Below are 14,831 nucleotides of genomic sequence, written 5' to 3' on the forward strand. Positions count from 1 at the left end.
GACACCTTCGTATCCTTTGTGTTTGAAGTCTTTAGCCGTTTAGTGCCCCGGCACAAACCTGGTTACATTCAAAATGTTGTGCTCCAGGTCATCATGGGTGAAAAGTTGCCGGTATGCATGGTTGGTAAGCCATTGCGGCAACAGGTTTACATAGAACGGGCTGCCCAGCACTCCGCTGATTCCGCCCGGCAAAGAACTCACACCGCGAATCCCTTCATCCTTGCCTTCGCCAACAAACCTTTGAGAAGGGCCGGAGGAAAAAGTAAATCCGTTCACAGTGTTGGCCGTTACGGAGAAGCTGGCTGCGTCCACCGTCTGGTAACCGCCGTCGGTGGGGATACCCGGCAATCCGGCCAGGGGCTGCGGGAATGCGCCACCCGCCGGCGGAATGCTGAAAGGCGATCCCAGGATGTGCGAGAACGTGATGCGGTGCAGCTTGCCCCAGCGATAATCGTTCTGGTTGGTTGATCCGCCAAAGGCAGCGTTGAATGCCGGGCTTGCCAACAGCGTTAGCGCGTCTTTCAGGCTTTGCAGGATCACGATGTCACGCCGGTCGCCTGCGTCCGCTACCCCGCTGACCTGGAAAAAGTTGAGTCCAGACGCGCCCACGCCATGCGCCGTGGAAAAATTCTCCAGCAAATGACGCAACGCTTTGAGATACGTCTGTGACGGCAGTGCTGCCTCCACCGATCCCAGCCCAACATGGCTCAGCGTTGTTCCCAGCGTTTGACTGATGAACTCGCTCCGCCACACGTTATAAAGCGTGGCTGCAATGCTATTGGCAACCTCCTTGCCTGATCGCGGAAACGGTGGCGCGCCGACATCGAAACCATCAAAGCCCTCGGGTATTCCCGTGGGCATGGTGAAATCCCATCCGCGCAAGCGGCCCACAGCCTCCACAATGGCCGGATCGCCAGAGAGCTGCGCGAGTTGTGTGTTTTGCGCGGCCCGTGCTTGCGCATTATCAAACGCCTGAGTGATGAAAGAGGTGAAGAACTCGGCATCCAGCGGCGCCACGTTGGCCTGGATTTTCTGCATGTCCTGGAAAGAGATCTTTCCATTCTTGAGCTGATCCTTGATGAGCCGCGTAATCCTGCCGGAGCGGAAGCCCGCATCAAACGTGTAGCCCAGATAGTAGATTCCACCGCCGGGCCGCAACTGCCCAATGGGATTGTTTCCCAGAGTAACGCCTGCGGGATCATTGTTGGCATTCACAAAAAAGCCCGCTTTCGGATTGATAACGTGCGGCATCTCTGCAAACGGCAGAATCTCAAACGCCGTGGACTGCCCCGGCTGAGGATGGATCACCGGCAGCCACTCATTCCCGCCCTGGCCATTGCGGATAAAAACAGGCAGCACACCGTTAACGGTACCTGCTTGCAGGTCTTCCCGCACCGGCATTTCGCCAACAGCAAAATAAGCGATGTTGCCATCAACATCGGCATAAGCAATATTCTGCGGCGGGCAGGAGAAGAACGGCAGCCCCGCTTCAAACTCTTTGAGGTTGTGCGCGGAAGCCCACGTCAGCACCGCGTCCAGTTCGTGCGTGGGGCTGTATCCCGTCCACTGGATGCTCAAAGCGGCTCCGGTGGCCGTATCCAGCGAAATGATCGGACCATTATTCCGCCGTGGAACAATCAGAGTCGCCGGAGGAATGCTTCCCCCCGGCGGCACCGTGATCAGATCGTCCACGATGCCATCTCCCACTTTGTTAAACCTGAAAACTTCCGGCACCGGGATCACATGCTCCAACGCGCCCTTGAATATCGTGCTAAATCCGCTCGGCGACGTAGCGTCAGGCACAACCTGTTCCTGGAAAGTATCGGTCACGTCGATCCCATCATTGGTCGCGCCCCAGGCCACAAACTTGTTGCGGCCCAGCGTGACGCCTGGCGTGCCGGGGAAGCCATTGCCCATCACGTCCAGATCGCCTGCTTCAAGGTGTATGGGATACCACGTGGAAGGCTCACCCAGCGAAAGATGCGGATCGTTTTCCACCAGCGGCGCTCCGCTCGTCGTATGCCGTCCGCTGACCGCGAACTCGTTGGACGCGCCTTCAAGTTGCTGTTCGCGCGCGTGGCGCAGGAGCGGAATGTCTTTAGTCTTTGCCACATATTCCTGCGCGAGAGCCAGCGTTTCCGGTCGAAGTCCCCCAGGCAAGGTTTTATTGAAGCCGCTCTTGCTCCACAACTGTTGCGATAGTGGTACTGACGCGTCGGGAACCGTCGATGCGGGATCAAACGGCCCCGAGCGCTCGATATCTTCAAAGAACAGTTTTGTGCCGTCAAACCCAACGACTTTTCCTGCTCCCTGCATGCTCAACAATTCCACCGTGCCTTGTGTATCGATATCGAATGACAGGCCAAAAGCAATCAGCTTCACTACTGCCAGTGAGTCCGTGGGAGTCCATGGCGTGAACTTGGTCAGTTCCAGCGCCTGGTACTCCGGCGGCAGCGGATGCGTTGCCACCCAGGCGTTAATGCCATCGGCATAACCCTGCAACAGATTCAATGAGCGCGCCGACTGCACTGCCAGCGACCGCGCTCCTGCTCTGCGCAGTCCGAGCGTGCGCAATTGCACGTCCTGCGCCAGCGCTGCCTGGCCCACAAGTTCCGCAAGCGTGCCGCTGGCCTGGCGACGGCTTACATCCATCTGAAACAGCCTGTCCTGCGCATGGAGGTAGCCTTGCACGAATGCCATGTCATGTTCGTTGCCCGCTTTGATGTGCGGAATATCATTGGTATCGCGAATCACGCGCACTGATGCCTGCAATCCCGGCAGCTTCTGGGGCGTAATGTTATCCAGATCATTTTGGGCGAAAAGTGCAAGCGGAAGCGCCAGCAAAAAGAGCAGGAGCCATGTCAGACTTCGGGCGAACAAGGCTGGCCGGTAACTGGAGGGTGAAGCGGCGAAACGCGTGCGGGAGAGTGACATGCGATACTCCTTTTCTATCGTGAAAGTGGCCCAGACTTGCTCGCAGGATTACACTCGGCGAATAACTATATAGCTGTAGGCTGCGGCGACCCATTGTACGCCTGAGATTTCAGAGTTGAAAGACCGCAGTAGCCAGCAAGGCGCGCCTCCATTTATCCTAGAATTCCATGAAACTACAAGGCTGCGGCACCGCGCTCATTACCCCGTTCAAGCAAGACCAGAGTATTGACGAGAAAGCGCTTCGCTCACTGGTCGAGTGGCAGATTGCCTCCGGCATTCACTTCCTTGTTCCGTGCGGGACTACGGGCGAAACGCCGACGCTGACCAAGGACGAATGGCTGCGCGTAATCGATATCACGATTGAAGTTGCAGGCGGTCGCGTGCCGATCGTAGCCGGTGCCACGTCGAACTGCACTGCTGACGCCGTGGAGAAGGCACAAGAACTGAATCGCCGCAAAGGCGTGGACGCGATCCTGACCGCGTCACCCTACTACAACAAGCCGACGCAAGAAGGACAATATCAACATTTCAAAGCCATCGCCGAGGCCGTGGACAAGCCTCTGGTGCTTTACAGTGTCGTTGGCCGTACCGGTGCCAACATTGAGCCCGTGACGCTGGGCCGCCTGGCCAAGATTCCCAACATCACTGCCGTGAAGGAAGCCAGCGGCAACATCTCCCAGATCGCTGAGGTCTTCAATCACGTGCCGGAAAGTTTCCTCGTCTTTTCCGGCGACGACGCCATCACGATTCCCGTAATCGCCCTGGGCGGCGTGGGTATTATTTCCGTCTGCTCGAATGAAATCCCCAAAGAAATGTCGCAACTCACTGCGGCCGCTCTAAACAATGATTGGGACAAAGCCCGCCGCTTGCAGCGCCAATATCTGCGCCTGATGCAGGCCAACTTCCTGGAATCAAATCCCATGCCAGCAAAGGCCGTGCTGGCGATGATGGGCCGCATTGAAGAAGTGCTGCGACTGCCCATGCTGCCCGTCAAGCCGGAAACGCGGTCGAAACTGGAAAAGATTGCCGCTGAAGTCGGGTTGCTGCAAGTGCACGCATCAGTTTCAGATTTGTAGACACACGCTCTCAGCAAAGTTGGGAGGCAACTTGTGAAAACTGCAACCATGCTCGCGGTTTTGGTTCTGGGATTTCTCTCGTCCGGCCCTGCAGCGTTGGCGCAGTCTGCGGAGAGTGCCATGCCGGTTACAGTGTGCGAACTTCAGCGCAATCCTCTGCAGTTCGAAGGCAAGCTGGTCCGCGTGCGCGGTACCGTGACGCGCGGTTTCGAGGATTTCACCATCGGTGATCCATCGGCTCTCTTTTTACCTCAAAGATGTGGCAACTCCATCTGGCTCGAGCCCGGAGGCGATGGCAAAGGTCCTAGGACTTATCTTGTTGTCCACTCCTGGTGGCCGGCGGATGACATGCGCAACTGGGCTCAACAGGCGCGCGTCGATAGCGTGAAATTGATCGAAGATCAGCAATATCGGGACATGGATAACCGCCTGAGCGCTTTCCGTTCTCATGAACCTGATGGGAGCGCCTGCGCCGGCCTTAGGATATGTAGTCTTTATACGGTGACCTCAACCATTACCGGACGGTTCTACGCTGCGCACGAAGAGAAGGTCGCTGGTGGGCGCCCCTATTTCAGAGGGTATGGTCACATGGGCTGTTGCCACCTCTTGATCATTCAACAAGTATCAGAGCTTGTCGCAGAGAGAACGCCTGTCCCTGAAGGCGGCGAATTCTCGTGTTCTACCCAAAGATGGGAACCCACCGCGGAAGAAGCCTCGAATCTGACCGCGGCGCAGCCGTGTTCCGATTGGGGATGCACGGAGCGGCAGTATTTCACCAAGGTCGCCGCTCACTGGGGCGATCAGGTGGATATCACCAAAGGCTGGGGAGAACTTAGCGACTGGATCTCGTCTGATCTGATGCTCCGATACACCACACTTCACGAAGAGCCAAGAAAGAAGAAGCATGCTGGTTCGTCCAACCTAACCGGCTCCATCCGCATTGACCGCACTGAATGCAATCCAGTTTCTCCTAAAAGCGAGCCGCCAGCGAAAAGCCAGGAGTAATACTGCTTTCCGGCAGCGATCGTCTGATTCCCGCACGACATTCCACGGCACGGCTCCCCTGCCGCAACATGCCGCTTGAGCGCGCTCTCCTGCTTTTATAACTTCGTGGTCGGCGGCTTTTCCGCCATCAATCGACAACCACGGAGCTAGCGCAATGAAGAACACAAAGCCCAGATTTTCCCGTCGCGATTTCCTGAAAACCTCGGTCGTGTCGGGCGCAGCCTTGTGGCTTGGCGGATGCGCAGCGGAAAAGAAATCGATCAGCCTGTCATCAGCGCCTGAGATTTCAAGTCCGCCAGCCCTGACCGGAATCAAGGTCAATGACATCCATTCGCAGTTAAATTCGGCGCTGGTGAGCGAAGTGCAGAATCCGACATCCATCGACCAATGCCGTGACATCCTGCTCGCCGCACGACAGGCGGGCAAAGCCATTTCTGTTGCGGGCGGCCGCCACTCCATGGGCGGCCAGCAATTTGCGGATGGTTCCGTCTTGATCGATACACGCAGCCTGAAACGTGTAGTGAGCTTTGATCGCGAACGCGGCCTGCTTGACGTGGAAGCCGGAATCGAGTGGCCGGAATTGATCGAATACTTGCATACCGAACAGGAAGGGCAAGAGAAGCAATGGGCCATTGTGCAGAAGCAGACTGGCGCGGACAAATTCACGCTGGGCGGATCTCTGGCCTCGAACGTCCACGGCCGCGTGCTGCAGAACAAGCCCATCATCGAAAACGTAGAATCCTTCACTTTGCTCGACTCTGACGGAGAGCTCCGCGAGTGCAGCCGGCAATCCAACCCTGAGCTTTTTCGCCTGGCCATCGGCGGCTATGGGCTGTTCGGACTGATTACCTCAGTAAAACTGCGGCTACGTCGCCGGGTAAAAGTGCGCAGGATCGTGGAGATTCACGATCTGAAAGATATTCCGGATGCTTTTGAGCAGCGCATCCGCGATGGCTATCTTTACGGCGATTTCCAGTTTGCCATCGATAGCGGGCGGCCCAGCTTCCTGCACCGGGGCGTCTTCTCCTGCTATCAGCCCGTGCCAGGCAGCACTCCCATTACCGAGCACCCAACACGGTTCAGCCCTGAAGACTGGGCCAAGCTCACGTATTACGTCCATGTATATAAGCGCCGCGCCTTTGAGATTTATGGCTCGCGATATGCGCAAACCTCAGGGCAGGTTTACTGGTCGGACTCGCAGCTCTTCGGCAACTATCTGGACAATTACCATGAAGATGTCGATCGCCGGATGCACGTTCGCGTCCCGGCAACGGAGATGATTACGGAAATTGACGTGCCGCGTCCGGCGCTGATTGATTTCATGGATGAGGCCGCCCAGACTTTGCGCCGTGAGCATGCCAACGTGATCTATGGCGTGGTGCGGCTGATTGAGCGCGACGATGAAAGTTTTATGCCCTGGGCCAAAGACCGCTATGCCTGCGTGGTCTTCAATCTCCACGTCACGCATGATCCAGTGGGAATTGAGAATGCCGCGCGCAGCTTCCGTTCGCTGATTGATCTGGCCATCAAGCACAACGGCAGCTACTACCTTACGTATCACCGATTCGCCGAGCGGCGACAGGTGGAAGCCTGCTATCCGCAGTTCGAACAGTTCCTCAAGCTCAAGACGCAGTACGATCCTGCGGGACTCTTTCAGAGCAATTGGTATCGGCATTACCAGAAGATGTTCAGCTAAGCCGCAGCAGCGATTCTGCAAAAAGGAGCGGCCACGCCGTTTAGCGCAGCCGCTCATGCATCGCCTCCGGACACGGCTGCCGGGGGAAGGAGTTCAAATTCTTGCCCGGCGTCCGTGTCCAGAGGGCTTACCCACCTAGGAGAACATCCCTCATTGGAAGATCGCTGACAGGCAAAGTTTCTTGCAGAGATTTTTAATTTTGCAGCCGATTCAATAACTTTCTTCAGGATCACAAGGCCTACGAAAGAAGCCCTAGGCCGTCTCTTCAGCAAATCGGACGATCTTCTCAGGATCGGCAAGCCGCTGATAGAGCGAGGAATATCTCTCAGCCATCTTTACCGCACTAAAGTTTTTCTGAGCGTGGTGCACGCAGGTCTTTGAGTCGATTGCGGAAATCTTCTGCAGAGCCAACTCAGCCTGGGCCACGTCTTCCACCAGCAAACCCGTTACGCCGTCTCTCACGACCTGAGCATGCGCGCCTTTGCGGAAGGCGATCACTGGCGTTCCAGACGCCGCCGCTTCCATCGCTACCAGGGAGCTGGTTTCTTCCGCCAGACTGGTGATCAACAGCGCTTGCGACTCTCGCAGCAAGCGCCGCTTCAGCTCTGCCCGTGGCGCGGAGATGAATCTGGCATTCGGAACGCGTTGCAGTCGCGGCGCCACTTCCCGCTCAAAATACTGCTGATGATAAGAAAATGGATAGACCTGTCCGGCGATCGTGATGGGGACTTCCACTTGCGCTGCGATCTCCAAGGCCAGATGCGGCGCTTTTTCTTCACAGATACGCCCCAGCCAGAGCAGCCCTTGGCGGTCGTCATTCCTCGCAACATCGCTCTCGGCCTCAAAACAGTCCAAAGCGATACCATTGGGAACTACACCGGCCAGCGCATCGAGGTTGGCGAAGGTACGCGCCTGCGTATCGGACACACAGTTGAAGCTCACATTGGCTGGAACATCAACGAAACTTCCTGCCGGATAGAAACTGTGCGGCAGGTGCAGCGTGGCCAGCACGGGCGCATCGACCTCAGCGGCCCGCTTCCAGAAACTTCCGGAATGGTCATGGACAAGATCGAACGCCTTGCCCTCGCGCGCGCGTCGGTGAATCAACTCAATGACGCGGTCTTCATGCTCGTCGCGCCGTCGCTCGTAATCGTCGATCTTCGCGCATGGCTCGCCGGTAGAAAATAGTTCGCCGCTCAGGCGCGATCCGGAGGAGGCGGCCACAGTGGTCTGCGCGCCGTCGCGAGCCATTTCGCGCTCCAGCGTCCATAAGATCTGTTCCGCGCCGCCCGCTGACTCGTCATGGACCTGGAGCAGGGGATACGCGACGTAAAGAATCCGGGCCATCGTTGCTTTAGATGCAGGATCAGAGGGAATGCCAAACACCTCCACATAAAGTAAGGCTTTGCTGGCCAAACGCTCTTGCAGTTATACTCCGCACTTGTTCTTTTAAACTCAAAACCTGAAGGGATGGCAAGCGCCGGCCTGAGTTCCACGGCCCATAAATCATGGACGTCTTACGCGCAGAGATCGAGCGGTTATATTCCAAGGGCACCCTGCCCCCCGAAGTGGCAGTGCATGCGCGGCATGCTTTCCGGGAATTTCATGAAGCGCTCACCCGTGGCGAAGTCCGTGCAGCCGAGAAGGTTAACGGCCAATGGCGGGTCAACTCCTGGGTGAAACAGGGAATCCTGCTGGGCTTCCGCCTGGGCGACCTGGAAGAATCCGGCAGCGGCGTGCTTAGCTTCGTTGATAAAGACACTTTTCCAGCACGTCGCTTCGGACTGTCAGATCGTGTGCGCGTGGTGCCCGGCGGATCGTCAATCCGCAGCGGCGCTTATATCGCTCCCGGCGTGATCTGCATGCCGCCGATGTACGTTAACGTGGGCGCGTATGTGGACGAAGCCACGCTAATCGATTCGCATGCTCTGGTCGGCTCCTGCGCGCAAATTGGCAAGCGCGTGCACCTGAGCGCGGCGGCGCAAATTGGCGGCGTGCTTGAGCCGGTGGGCGCTTCTCCCGTGATTATTGAGGATGACGTTCTGGTCGGCGGAAATTGCGGCGTCTATGAAGGCACGCAGGTTCTGAAGGGCGCGGTGCTGGGCGCAGGCGTAATCCTTACCCGCGCCACGCCGGTATATGACATCGTGCGCGGCGAAGTCTGTCGCTCATCGGCCGATTCGCCGCTGGTAATACCTGAGAACGCCGTCGTCGTGCCGGGGTCGCGCGCCATCACCAAAGGAAAAGCTCGGGAGTGGGGGCTTTCACTCTATACTCCGGTGATCGTGAAATACCGCGACGATAAGACCCAGGGATCGATTGAGTTGGAGGACCTGCTACGGTGATCGCTGCGCAAACCAAAATCCGCCATGGAGAAGCGGAGGCCCTGAAGAAGAGATGGCGGCTCAGACGAGCGGGTCGTTTGCATGGATGATCCTCTCTCAGTCCAGCAACAGGTTGAGAATGTAATGGCGTCTCTTGGTGGAAAACCTCTTTGGGATGCGGGAAGGGCTGCCGACCTGATGTGGTTAGCTTTCGGCCGACGCCAGATCATCAAGGATTTTCGCGGCAAACCCCGAGAGGTTGGAGAATACGCCTTGCACGTGCAATGCGCATGGCGTTTTGTGCAAGACGAAAAGATCGTGGTAGGCAATCGCGACCTATATTATCCAGCCAGCTACCGGGACACAAGAGAAGAAATTCCTAAAGAATTCAATTGGGACGTGCAGGGAGCCAACCGGTGCGATGAAGTGCTGGCCGAGTTGTTTGCAGGCGGAACAAACCAGTTTGTTGTGCTAAGGATTGAAGTGGGACAGGCTGGAACGCTTGCATTGCTGCTGGAAGGCGGCCTTACCTTGCAGATATTTCCTAACGACTCTTTAGAGGGTGAACACTGGCGTTTATTCAGGCCCGGCAGTGATGAGCAGCATTGGGTTTTTACAGGCACAGGGCTGGAGCGTCATTGAGATAAATGAAGCTCACCGCATGAGCAGATAGCACAAAGGCGTTTCAATGAAAAGCTTGCAGAACAGATTTCTACTCGCGTTTCTGGGGTTTGCCGGCGTCGCTTCCATTTTGTGGGCGATCTCGCATTACAGCGGCGTCTTAATCCATCCTTATCTGTTGGCGGGATCTCGCTGGGCAGCGATTGTTGCTCTTTGCGGCTATGCGTTTTTTCGCCGCTCGCTCACGCCATGGATTTTTGCCGGCATGCTGGTGGGCGCCGAAATTGGATATGACCTCACATTTGCCAGCGAAGCTACACGCTTGCACACCGCCGCCAATCTTCAGGTATTGAGCTCCATCTTTCTGCGCCTGATCAAAACCATCATTGCCCCACTGATTTTCAGTACGCTCGTTGTCGGCATTGCCGGGCACTCTAACCTGAAACAGGTTGGGCGCATGGGCATCAAGGCGCTTTTGTATTTTGAGATTGTCACCACTCTGGCGCTGTTTATTGGGCTGGGAGCAATCCATCTCTCTAAGGCCGGCGTGGGCCTCACGCCTCCGCCAAATGCCGCCACCGCTACAGTTTCAGGCGCACCGGCGCAAAAATGGACTGACGTTGTCCTGCACATTTTTCCGGAAAATATTGCCAAATCCGTGGCGGATGGCCAAGTGCTTCAAGTCGTGGTGTTCAGCATTATCTTCGGGATAGCGTTGGCGCTCATTGGCGAAGACAAGCGGCGGCCCATGCTGGCCTTCTGTGAAAGCCTTTCCGAAACGATGTTCAAGTTCACCAACATCGTGATGCTGTTTGCGCCCATCGGCGTGGCTGGCGCCATGGCATACACCGTAGGAACCATGGGTTTTGGCGTGATGGCCAATCTGGCTAAACTTCTGGTGACGCTCTACGCGGCGCTGATCGTATTTCTTGTCTGTGTGCTGCTGCCGGTAGCGTTGATTACGCGGTTGCCGATCAAGCGTTTTATCAAAGCAGTGGCTGAACCGGTGACTATTGCTTTTGCCACAGCCAGCTCGGAGTCGGCCCTGCCCAGAGCCATGGAATGTATGGAAGCCTTTGGCGTGCCGCGCCAGATTGTGGCTTTCGTTCTGCCAACCGGTTATAGCTTCAACCTGGACGGAAGCACGCTCTATCTCTCGCTGGCATCCATCTTTGTTGCACAGGCCGCAGGCATATACCTGACCTTCGGCCAGCAGTTGGTCATGGTCTTTACGCTGATGCTCACCAGCAAAGGCGTGGCCGGAGTGCCGCGCGCCGTCTTGGTGATCCTGCTCGGCACGCTTGATTCCTTCCATCTGCCAGCCTGGCCCGTTCTGCTGATTTTGGGCATAGATCAGTTCATGGATATGGCGCGGACGGCCACCAACGTTCTGGGCAACTGCCTGGCTAGCGCCGTGGTTGCCCGATGGGAAGGAGAGCTGGGGACCGAGACTCCATCGCCTACCGTAATGGATGCTGTGGCGCAATGAGTGCTCTCAGATCCAATAAAAAGACCTGCAGGAAAGCTGCGAGCCCGACCACGCGGCGAGCGGCGCTGCCCCAGGAGCGCAAAAGCATATCAGGCGAGAATGAAAGTAAGCGGTTTGGAGCGAAGCGACAGGATGAAATGTTAGCATCATCTGTTGACCATGCCCTCTCATAAACTCCATCTTGTACCCCTTGGCGGCCTCGGCGAATTTGGAATGAACTGCATGGCCGTGCGCTACGGTGACGACATTATTGTTATCGATGCCGGTCTGATGTTCCCTGAATCCGAACTGCTCGGGGTGGACATCGTTGTTCCGGATATTACCTATCTCCTGCAAAACCGCGATAAAGTTCGCGGCATTGTGCTGACCCACGGGCATGAAGATCACATCGGCGCTCTGCCCTGGGTGCTCACGGAGCTGAGAGTCCCGGTCTTTGGCACGGAATTCACGTTGGCCTTGGTGGAAAACAAGCTGGAAGAGCACGGCCTGCTTGAGGATTCTGATCTGCGCGAGATCCGCGCCGGCTCACGTTTTAGCCTTGGGCCATTCACCATTAATCCTATACAGGTCACGCATAGCCTTGTGGACTGCGTCGCCCTGGCTGTTCATACGCCGCTTGGCGTTGTGATCCACACCGGCGATTTCAAGGTTGATCCCACGCCCACCGACACGCGCTTATTTGATCTGCATACATTCGCGGAATATGGCAAAGACGGCAACGTGCTGGCGCTGCTGCAGGATTCCACCAATGCAGAGCGTCGCGGCTATACGCCCAGTGAGCGCGCGGTGCGGGGCAAGTTTGATGAAATTTTTGCACGCGCTGATCGCCGGCTGTTTATCTCCTGCTTCTCATCGTCCATTCACCGGATCAAGCTGGCATTTGAAATGGCGCGAGAATATAAGCGCAAGGTTGCGTTGGTGGGCCGCTCCATGACAGAAGCATCAGAGATCGCCATGGACCTGGGCTACATTGATGTTCCTGAAGGACTGCTGATTCATCCGGGGCAAATAAAGGATTACGCGCCGCAGCAGGTCTGCGTGATGATCAGCGGAACACAGGGCGAGCCCATGTCCGCGCTCTCGCGCGCGGCGGTGGATAATCACAAGCATGCGCGGATTGAGAAGGGCGATACCGTGGTGCTTTCGTCCCGCATTATTCCCGGCAATGAAAAAGGCATTTATAGGATGATTGACCATCTCTTCCGCCGCGAAGCCGACGTGATTTACGACGATGGCTCCAACCCGCCGGTCCATGTAAGCGGACACGCCAGCCAGGAAGAACAAAAGCTGATTATGAACCTGGTAAAGCCAAAATATTTTATTCCCATCCACGGCGAATACCGGCAGATGCGGATTCAGGCTGACATGGCGCGGTCAATGCATGGCTCCGTGGGCCAGGTGATGATGCTTGAAAGCGGCGACGTACTTGAGTTCGACGAGCTGGGCGCGCGCAAGCTGGAGAAAGTCACCGTGGGCCGCATCTGCATTGATTCCGGATCGCGCACGGACGTGGTGGAAGACCTGGTCATCAAAGACCGCCGCCACCTGAGCGAAGACGGATTTGTGCTGCCGATCATCGCCATCAATAAACTGAAGGGCACAGTGGAGTCTATTCCCGAGATCGTGATGCGCGGATTTGCTGCCGGATCTGAAGATGGCTTTGTCCGCGAGGCTCGGCGCATCGTCACTGCAACGCTGGACAGCTCAACGGCGGAAGAAAAGGCCGATTACGGCGTGATCAAGGAAAAAATCCGTGCTGACCTGAAGCGGTTTATCGTGAAGACGACAGCGCGCCGGCCGCTGATTATGCCGGTAATTCTGGAGATATAGCGTGGCAAGATTCACACGCAGACAAAGAGTTTTTATTTTCCTGTTTGTGCTGTTGGCTTCGGTCGTTCTGACCGGGTCGGTCCTGCTGCATCCTGTGGGCGCTCACTTGCGGGCCATGTCACTGCTGCTGCGGTTTTCTGATGCTCATGCGCAGGGATTGCCGGCCCGCTTCGCCGATCACCCTTTCAAAGAAGAAGATGGCTATGCTCTGACCCCACATGGTCCCGTCCGTTTCAGGACCTACACACCGCAGGATGTTCAGGATCCTGGCGGCGTGGTGCTGCTGCACGGCGTTCACCATCTGGGAATCGATGATCCACGGATGTGGAACCTGGCGCGGGCGCTGGCTGGCGCAGGAGTGCTGGTCATGACTCCGGAGCTGCAGGACCTGGCGGATTACCGCGTAACGGCCAGGACCATTGATGTGATTGGGGATTCGGCGATGGCGTTGAGCAAACGCATGCGACGCAAAGTGGGCGTTCTGGGGCTAAGCTTTGCCGGTGGACTTGCCTTGCTGGCGGCGGACCGCAAAGAGTTCAGTGACAATATCGGCTTTGTGGTGGCCATCGGCGCTCACGATGACATGATCCGCGTGGCACGATTTTTTGCCACCAATGTAATTACCGGCCCCGATGGCGCGGAAGCTCGGCTTCAGGCACATGAATATGGCGCTTTGATTCTGGCGTATTCGCACCTGGAAGATTTTTTTGCAGCCAAAGATATCCCCGTCGCACGCGAAGCGTTGCGGCAATGGTTGTGGGAACAACCGGAAGCCATGAAGACAGCGGCTGCATTGAGTCCTGAAGGAAAGCATGAGCTTGACCTGCTTCTTCACCATCGCGACCAGTTGCGTGAGCCGCTGTTGAGAGAGATCACGCTGCATAAAGATGAGATGGAGGCGGTTTCGCCGCACGCGCATCTGGCGCAGCTACACACGCCAGTGTTTTTGCTGCATGGCGCGGGAGATATGGTTATTCCAGCGTCGGAAACGCTGTGGTTGGCGAAAGACGTGCCCTCGGCTGAACTCAGGGCGTCATTGGTCAGTTCCGCGCTCGTCCACGTGGATATGGGAAATAAAGTAACGTGGCAGCAACAATGGCAGCTGGTGGACTTTATGGCGCAGGTGCTGGACGCAACCGAGAAACTCTCGGCTTTGCATATATAGGTGAGAAGATGGGCACAAAAATAAAGCTGAAGGCCGCCGATGGTCACGAGCTTGACGCATATATTGCCGAAAGCAGCGGTCCGGTGCGCGGCACGATTGTTCTGATCCAGGAAATCTTTGGCGTCAACAGCCACATACGCTCCGTTGCGGATGACTATGCGAGTCACGGCTTTCACGTTGTTGCTCCGGCATTGTTTGATCGCGTAGAGTGCAACCTTGAACTTGGCTACAACCCGACTGACATGACGCAAGGCATGAAAGCAGCCAGACAGATTGGCATGGACAAAGCTTTATTGGATGTTGCGGCTTCTATCAACCATGCAAGAGCGGAATGGAGCAAGCTGAAAGTTGGCGTGTTGGGCTATTGCTTCGGAGGCAGTCTGGCGTGGCTGACCGCCACTCGACTCGATCCCGCCGCGGCCGTGTGCTATTACGGCGGACAGATCGCGGCCAACGCCGCGGAGATGCCGCGTTGTCCCGTGATGATGCATTTCGGCGCTAAGGATCCTCATATTGGTCCTGCAGAAATCGAAAAGATCAAAGCAGCTCATCCTGAGTTGCCGATATTCTTATACGAAGCGGGCCATGGTTTCAATTGCGATCAGCGCAAGGATTACGAGCCAGAGTCCGCGAAGCTGGCGCGGCAGCGCACGCTGGAGTTCTTTAACCGTCATCTATGATTGGCGAAGCA

At 56.6% G+C, this 14,831-nt stretch carries 11 protein-coding genes; 9 read left to right on the forward strand and 2 right to left on the reverse strand.

Going from position 1 to position 14,831, the window contains the following annotated elements; translation table 11 throughout:
* Positions 1-39 precede the first annotated feature (39 nt).
* Positions 40-2,934 carry a penicillin acylase family protein gene (locus tag LAO76_20000; GenBank protein MBZ5493207.1) on the reverse strand — a complete coding sequence of 965 codons (2,895 nt, stop codon included), beginning with the start codon at positions 2,932-2,934 and terminating at the stop codon, positions 40-42.
* 167 nt (positions 2,935-3,101) lie between these two features.
* On the opposite strand from LAO76_20000, the gene dapA reads away from it, so the two are divergent.
* From dapA to LAO76_20015, 3 genes are all read left to right on the forward strand, one after another.
* Positions 3,102-4,010 (forward strand): 4-hydroxy-tetrahydrodipicolinate synthase, encoded by a 909-nt coding sequence (dapA, locus tag LAO76_20005; GenBank protein MBZ5493208.1) that lies wholly within the window; start codon positions 3,102-3,104, stop codon positions 4,008-4,010.
* A gap of 33 nt (positions 4,011-4,043) precedes the next feature.
* Entirely contained in the window at positions 4,044-5,015 is a 972-nt protein-coding gene (locus tag LAO76_20010; protein MBZ5493209.1) for a hypothetical protein, read from the forward strand.
* 154 nt (positions 5,016-5,169) lie between these two features.
* Entirely contained in the window at positions 5,170-6,711 is a 1,542-nt protein-coding gene (locus tag LAO76_20015) for an FAD-binding protein (GenBank protein MBZ5493210.1), read from the forward strand.
* Positions 6,712-6,963: 252 nt separating this feature from the next.
* Here the strand turns inward: LAO76_20015 and LAO76_20020 are convergent, their stop codons facing one another.
* Entirely contained in the window at positions 6,964-8,127 is a 1,164-nt protein-coding gene (locus LAO76_20020) for a glycosyltransferase (protein MBZ5493211.1), read from the reverse strand.
* Positions 8,128-8,219: 92 nt separating this feature from the next.
* Here LAO76_20020 and LAO76_20025 point away from each other — a divergent pair, with 92 nt between their 5' ends.
* From LAO76_20025 to LAO76_20050, 6 genes are all read left to right on the forward strand, one after another.
* Positions 8,220-9,056 (forward strand): 2,3,4,5-tetrahydropyridine-2,6-dicarboxylate N-succinyltransferase, encoded by an 837-nt coding sequence (locus LAO76_20025; protein ID MBZ5493212.1) that lies wholly within the window; start codon positions 8,220-8,222, stop codon positions 9,054-9,056.
* Between the two features lie 81 nt (positions 9,057-9,137).
* On the forward strand, positions 9,138-9,677 hold the full coding sequence (locus LAO76_20030; GenBank protein ID MBZ5493213.1) for a hypothetical protein: 540 nt from the start codon (positions 9,138-9,140) through the stop codon (positions 9,675-9,677).
* A 46-nt stretch (positions 9,678-9,723) separates the two neighbouring features.
* On the forward strand, positions 9,724-11,145 hold the full coding sequence (locus tag LAO76_20035; protein MBZ5493214.1) for a cation:dicarboxylase symporter family transporter: 1,422 nt from the start codon (positions 9,724-9,726) through the stop codon (positions 11,143-11,145).
* A gap of 159 nt (positions 11,146-11,304) precedes the next feature.
* Positions 11,305-12,975, forward strand: coding sequence for a ribonuclease J (locus LAO76_20040; protein ID MBZ5493215.1), 1,671 nt, complete (start codon positions 11,305-11,307; stop codon positions 12,973-12,975).
* A 1-nt stretch (position 12,976) separates the two neighbouring features.
* On the forward strand, positions 12,977-14,140 hold the full coding sequence (locus LAO76_20045) for an alpha/beta hydrolase (GenBank protein ID MBZ5493216.1): 1,164 nt from the start codon (positions 12,977-12,979) through the stop codon (positions 14,138-14,140).
* A gap of 8 nt (positions 14,141-14,148) precedes the next feature.
* On the forward strand, positions 14,149-14,820 hold the full coding sequence (locus LAO76_20050; GenBank protein ID MBZ5493217.1) for a dienelactone hydrolase family protein: 672 nt from the start codon (positions 14,149-14,151) through the stop codon (positions 14,818-14,820).
* Positions 14,821-14,831 lie beyond the last annotated feature (11 nt).

The organism is Terriglobia bacterium, assembly GCA_020072645.1.
Lineage (GTDB): Bacteria > Acidobacteriota > Terriglobia > Terriglobales > Acidobacteriaceae > Angelobacter.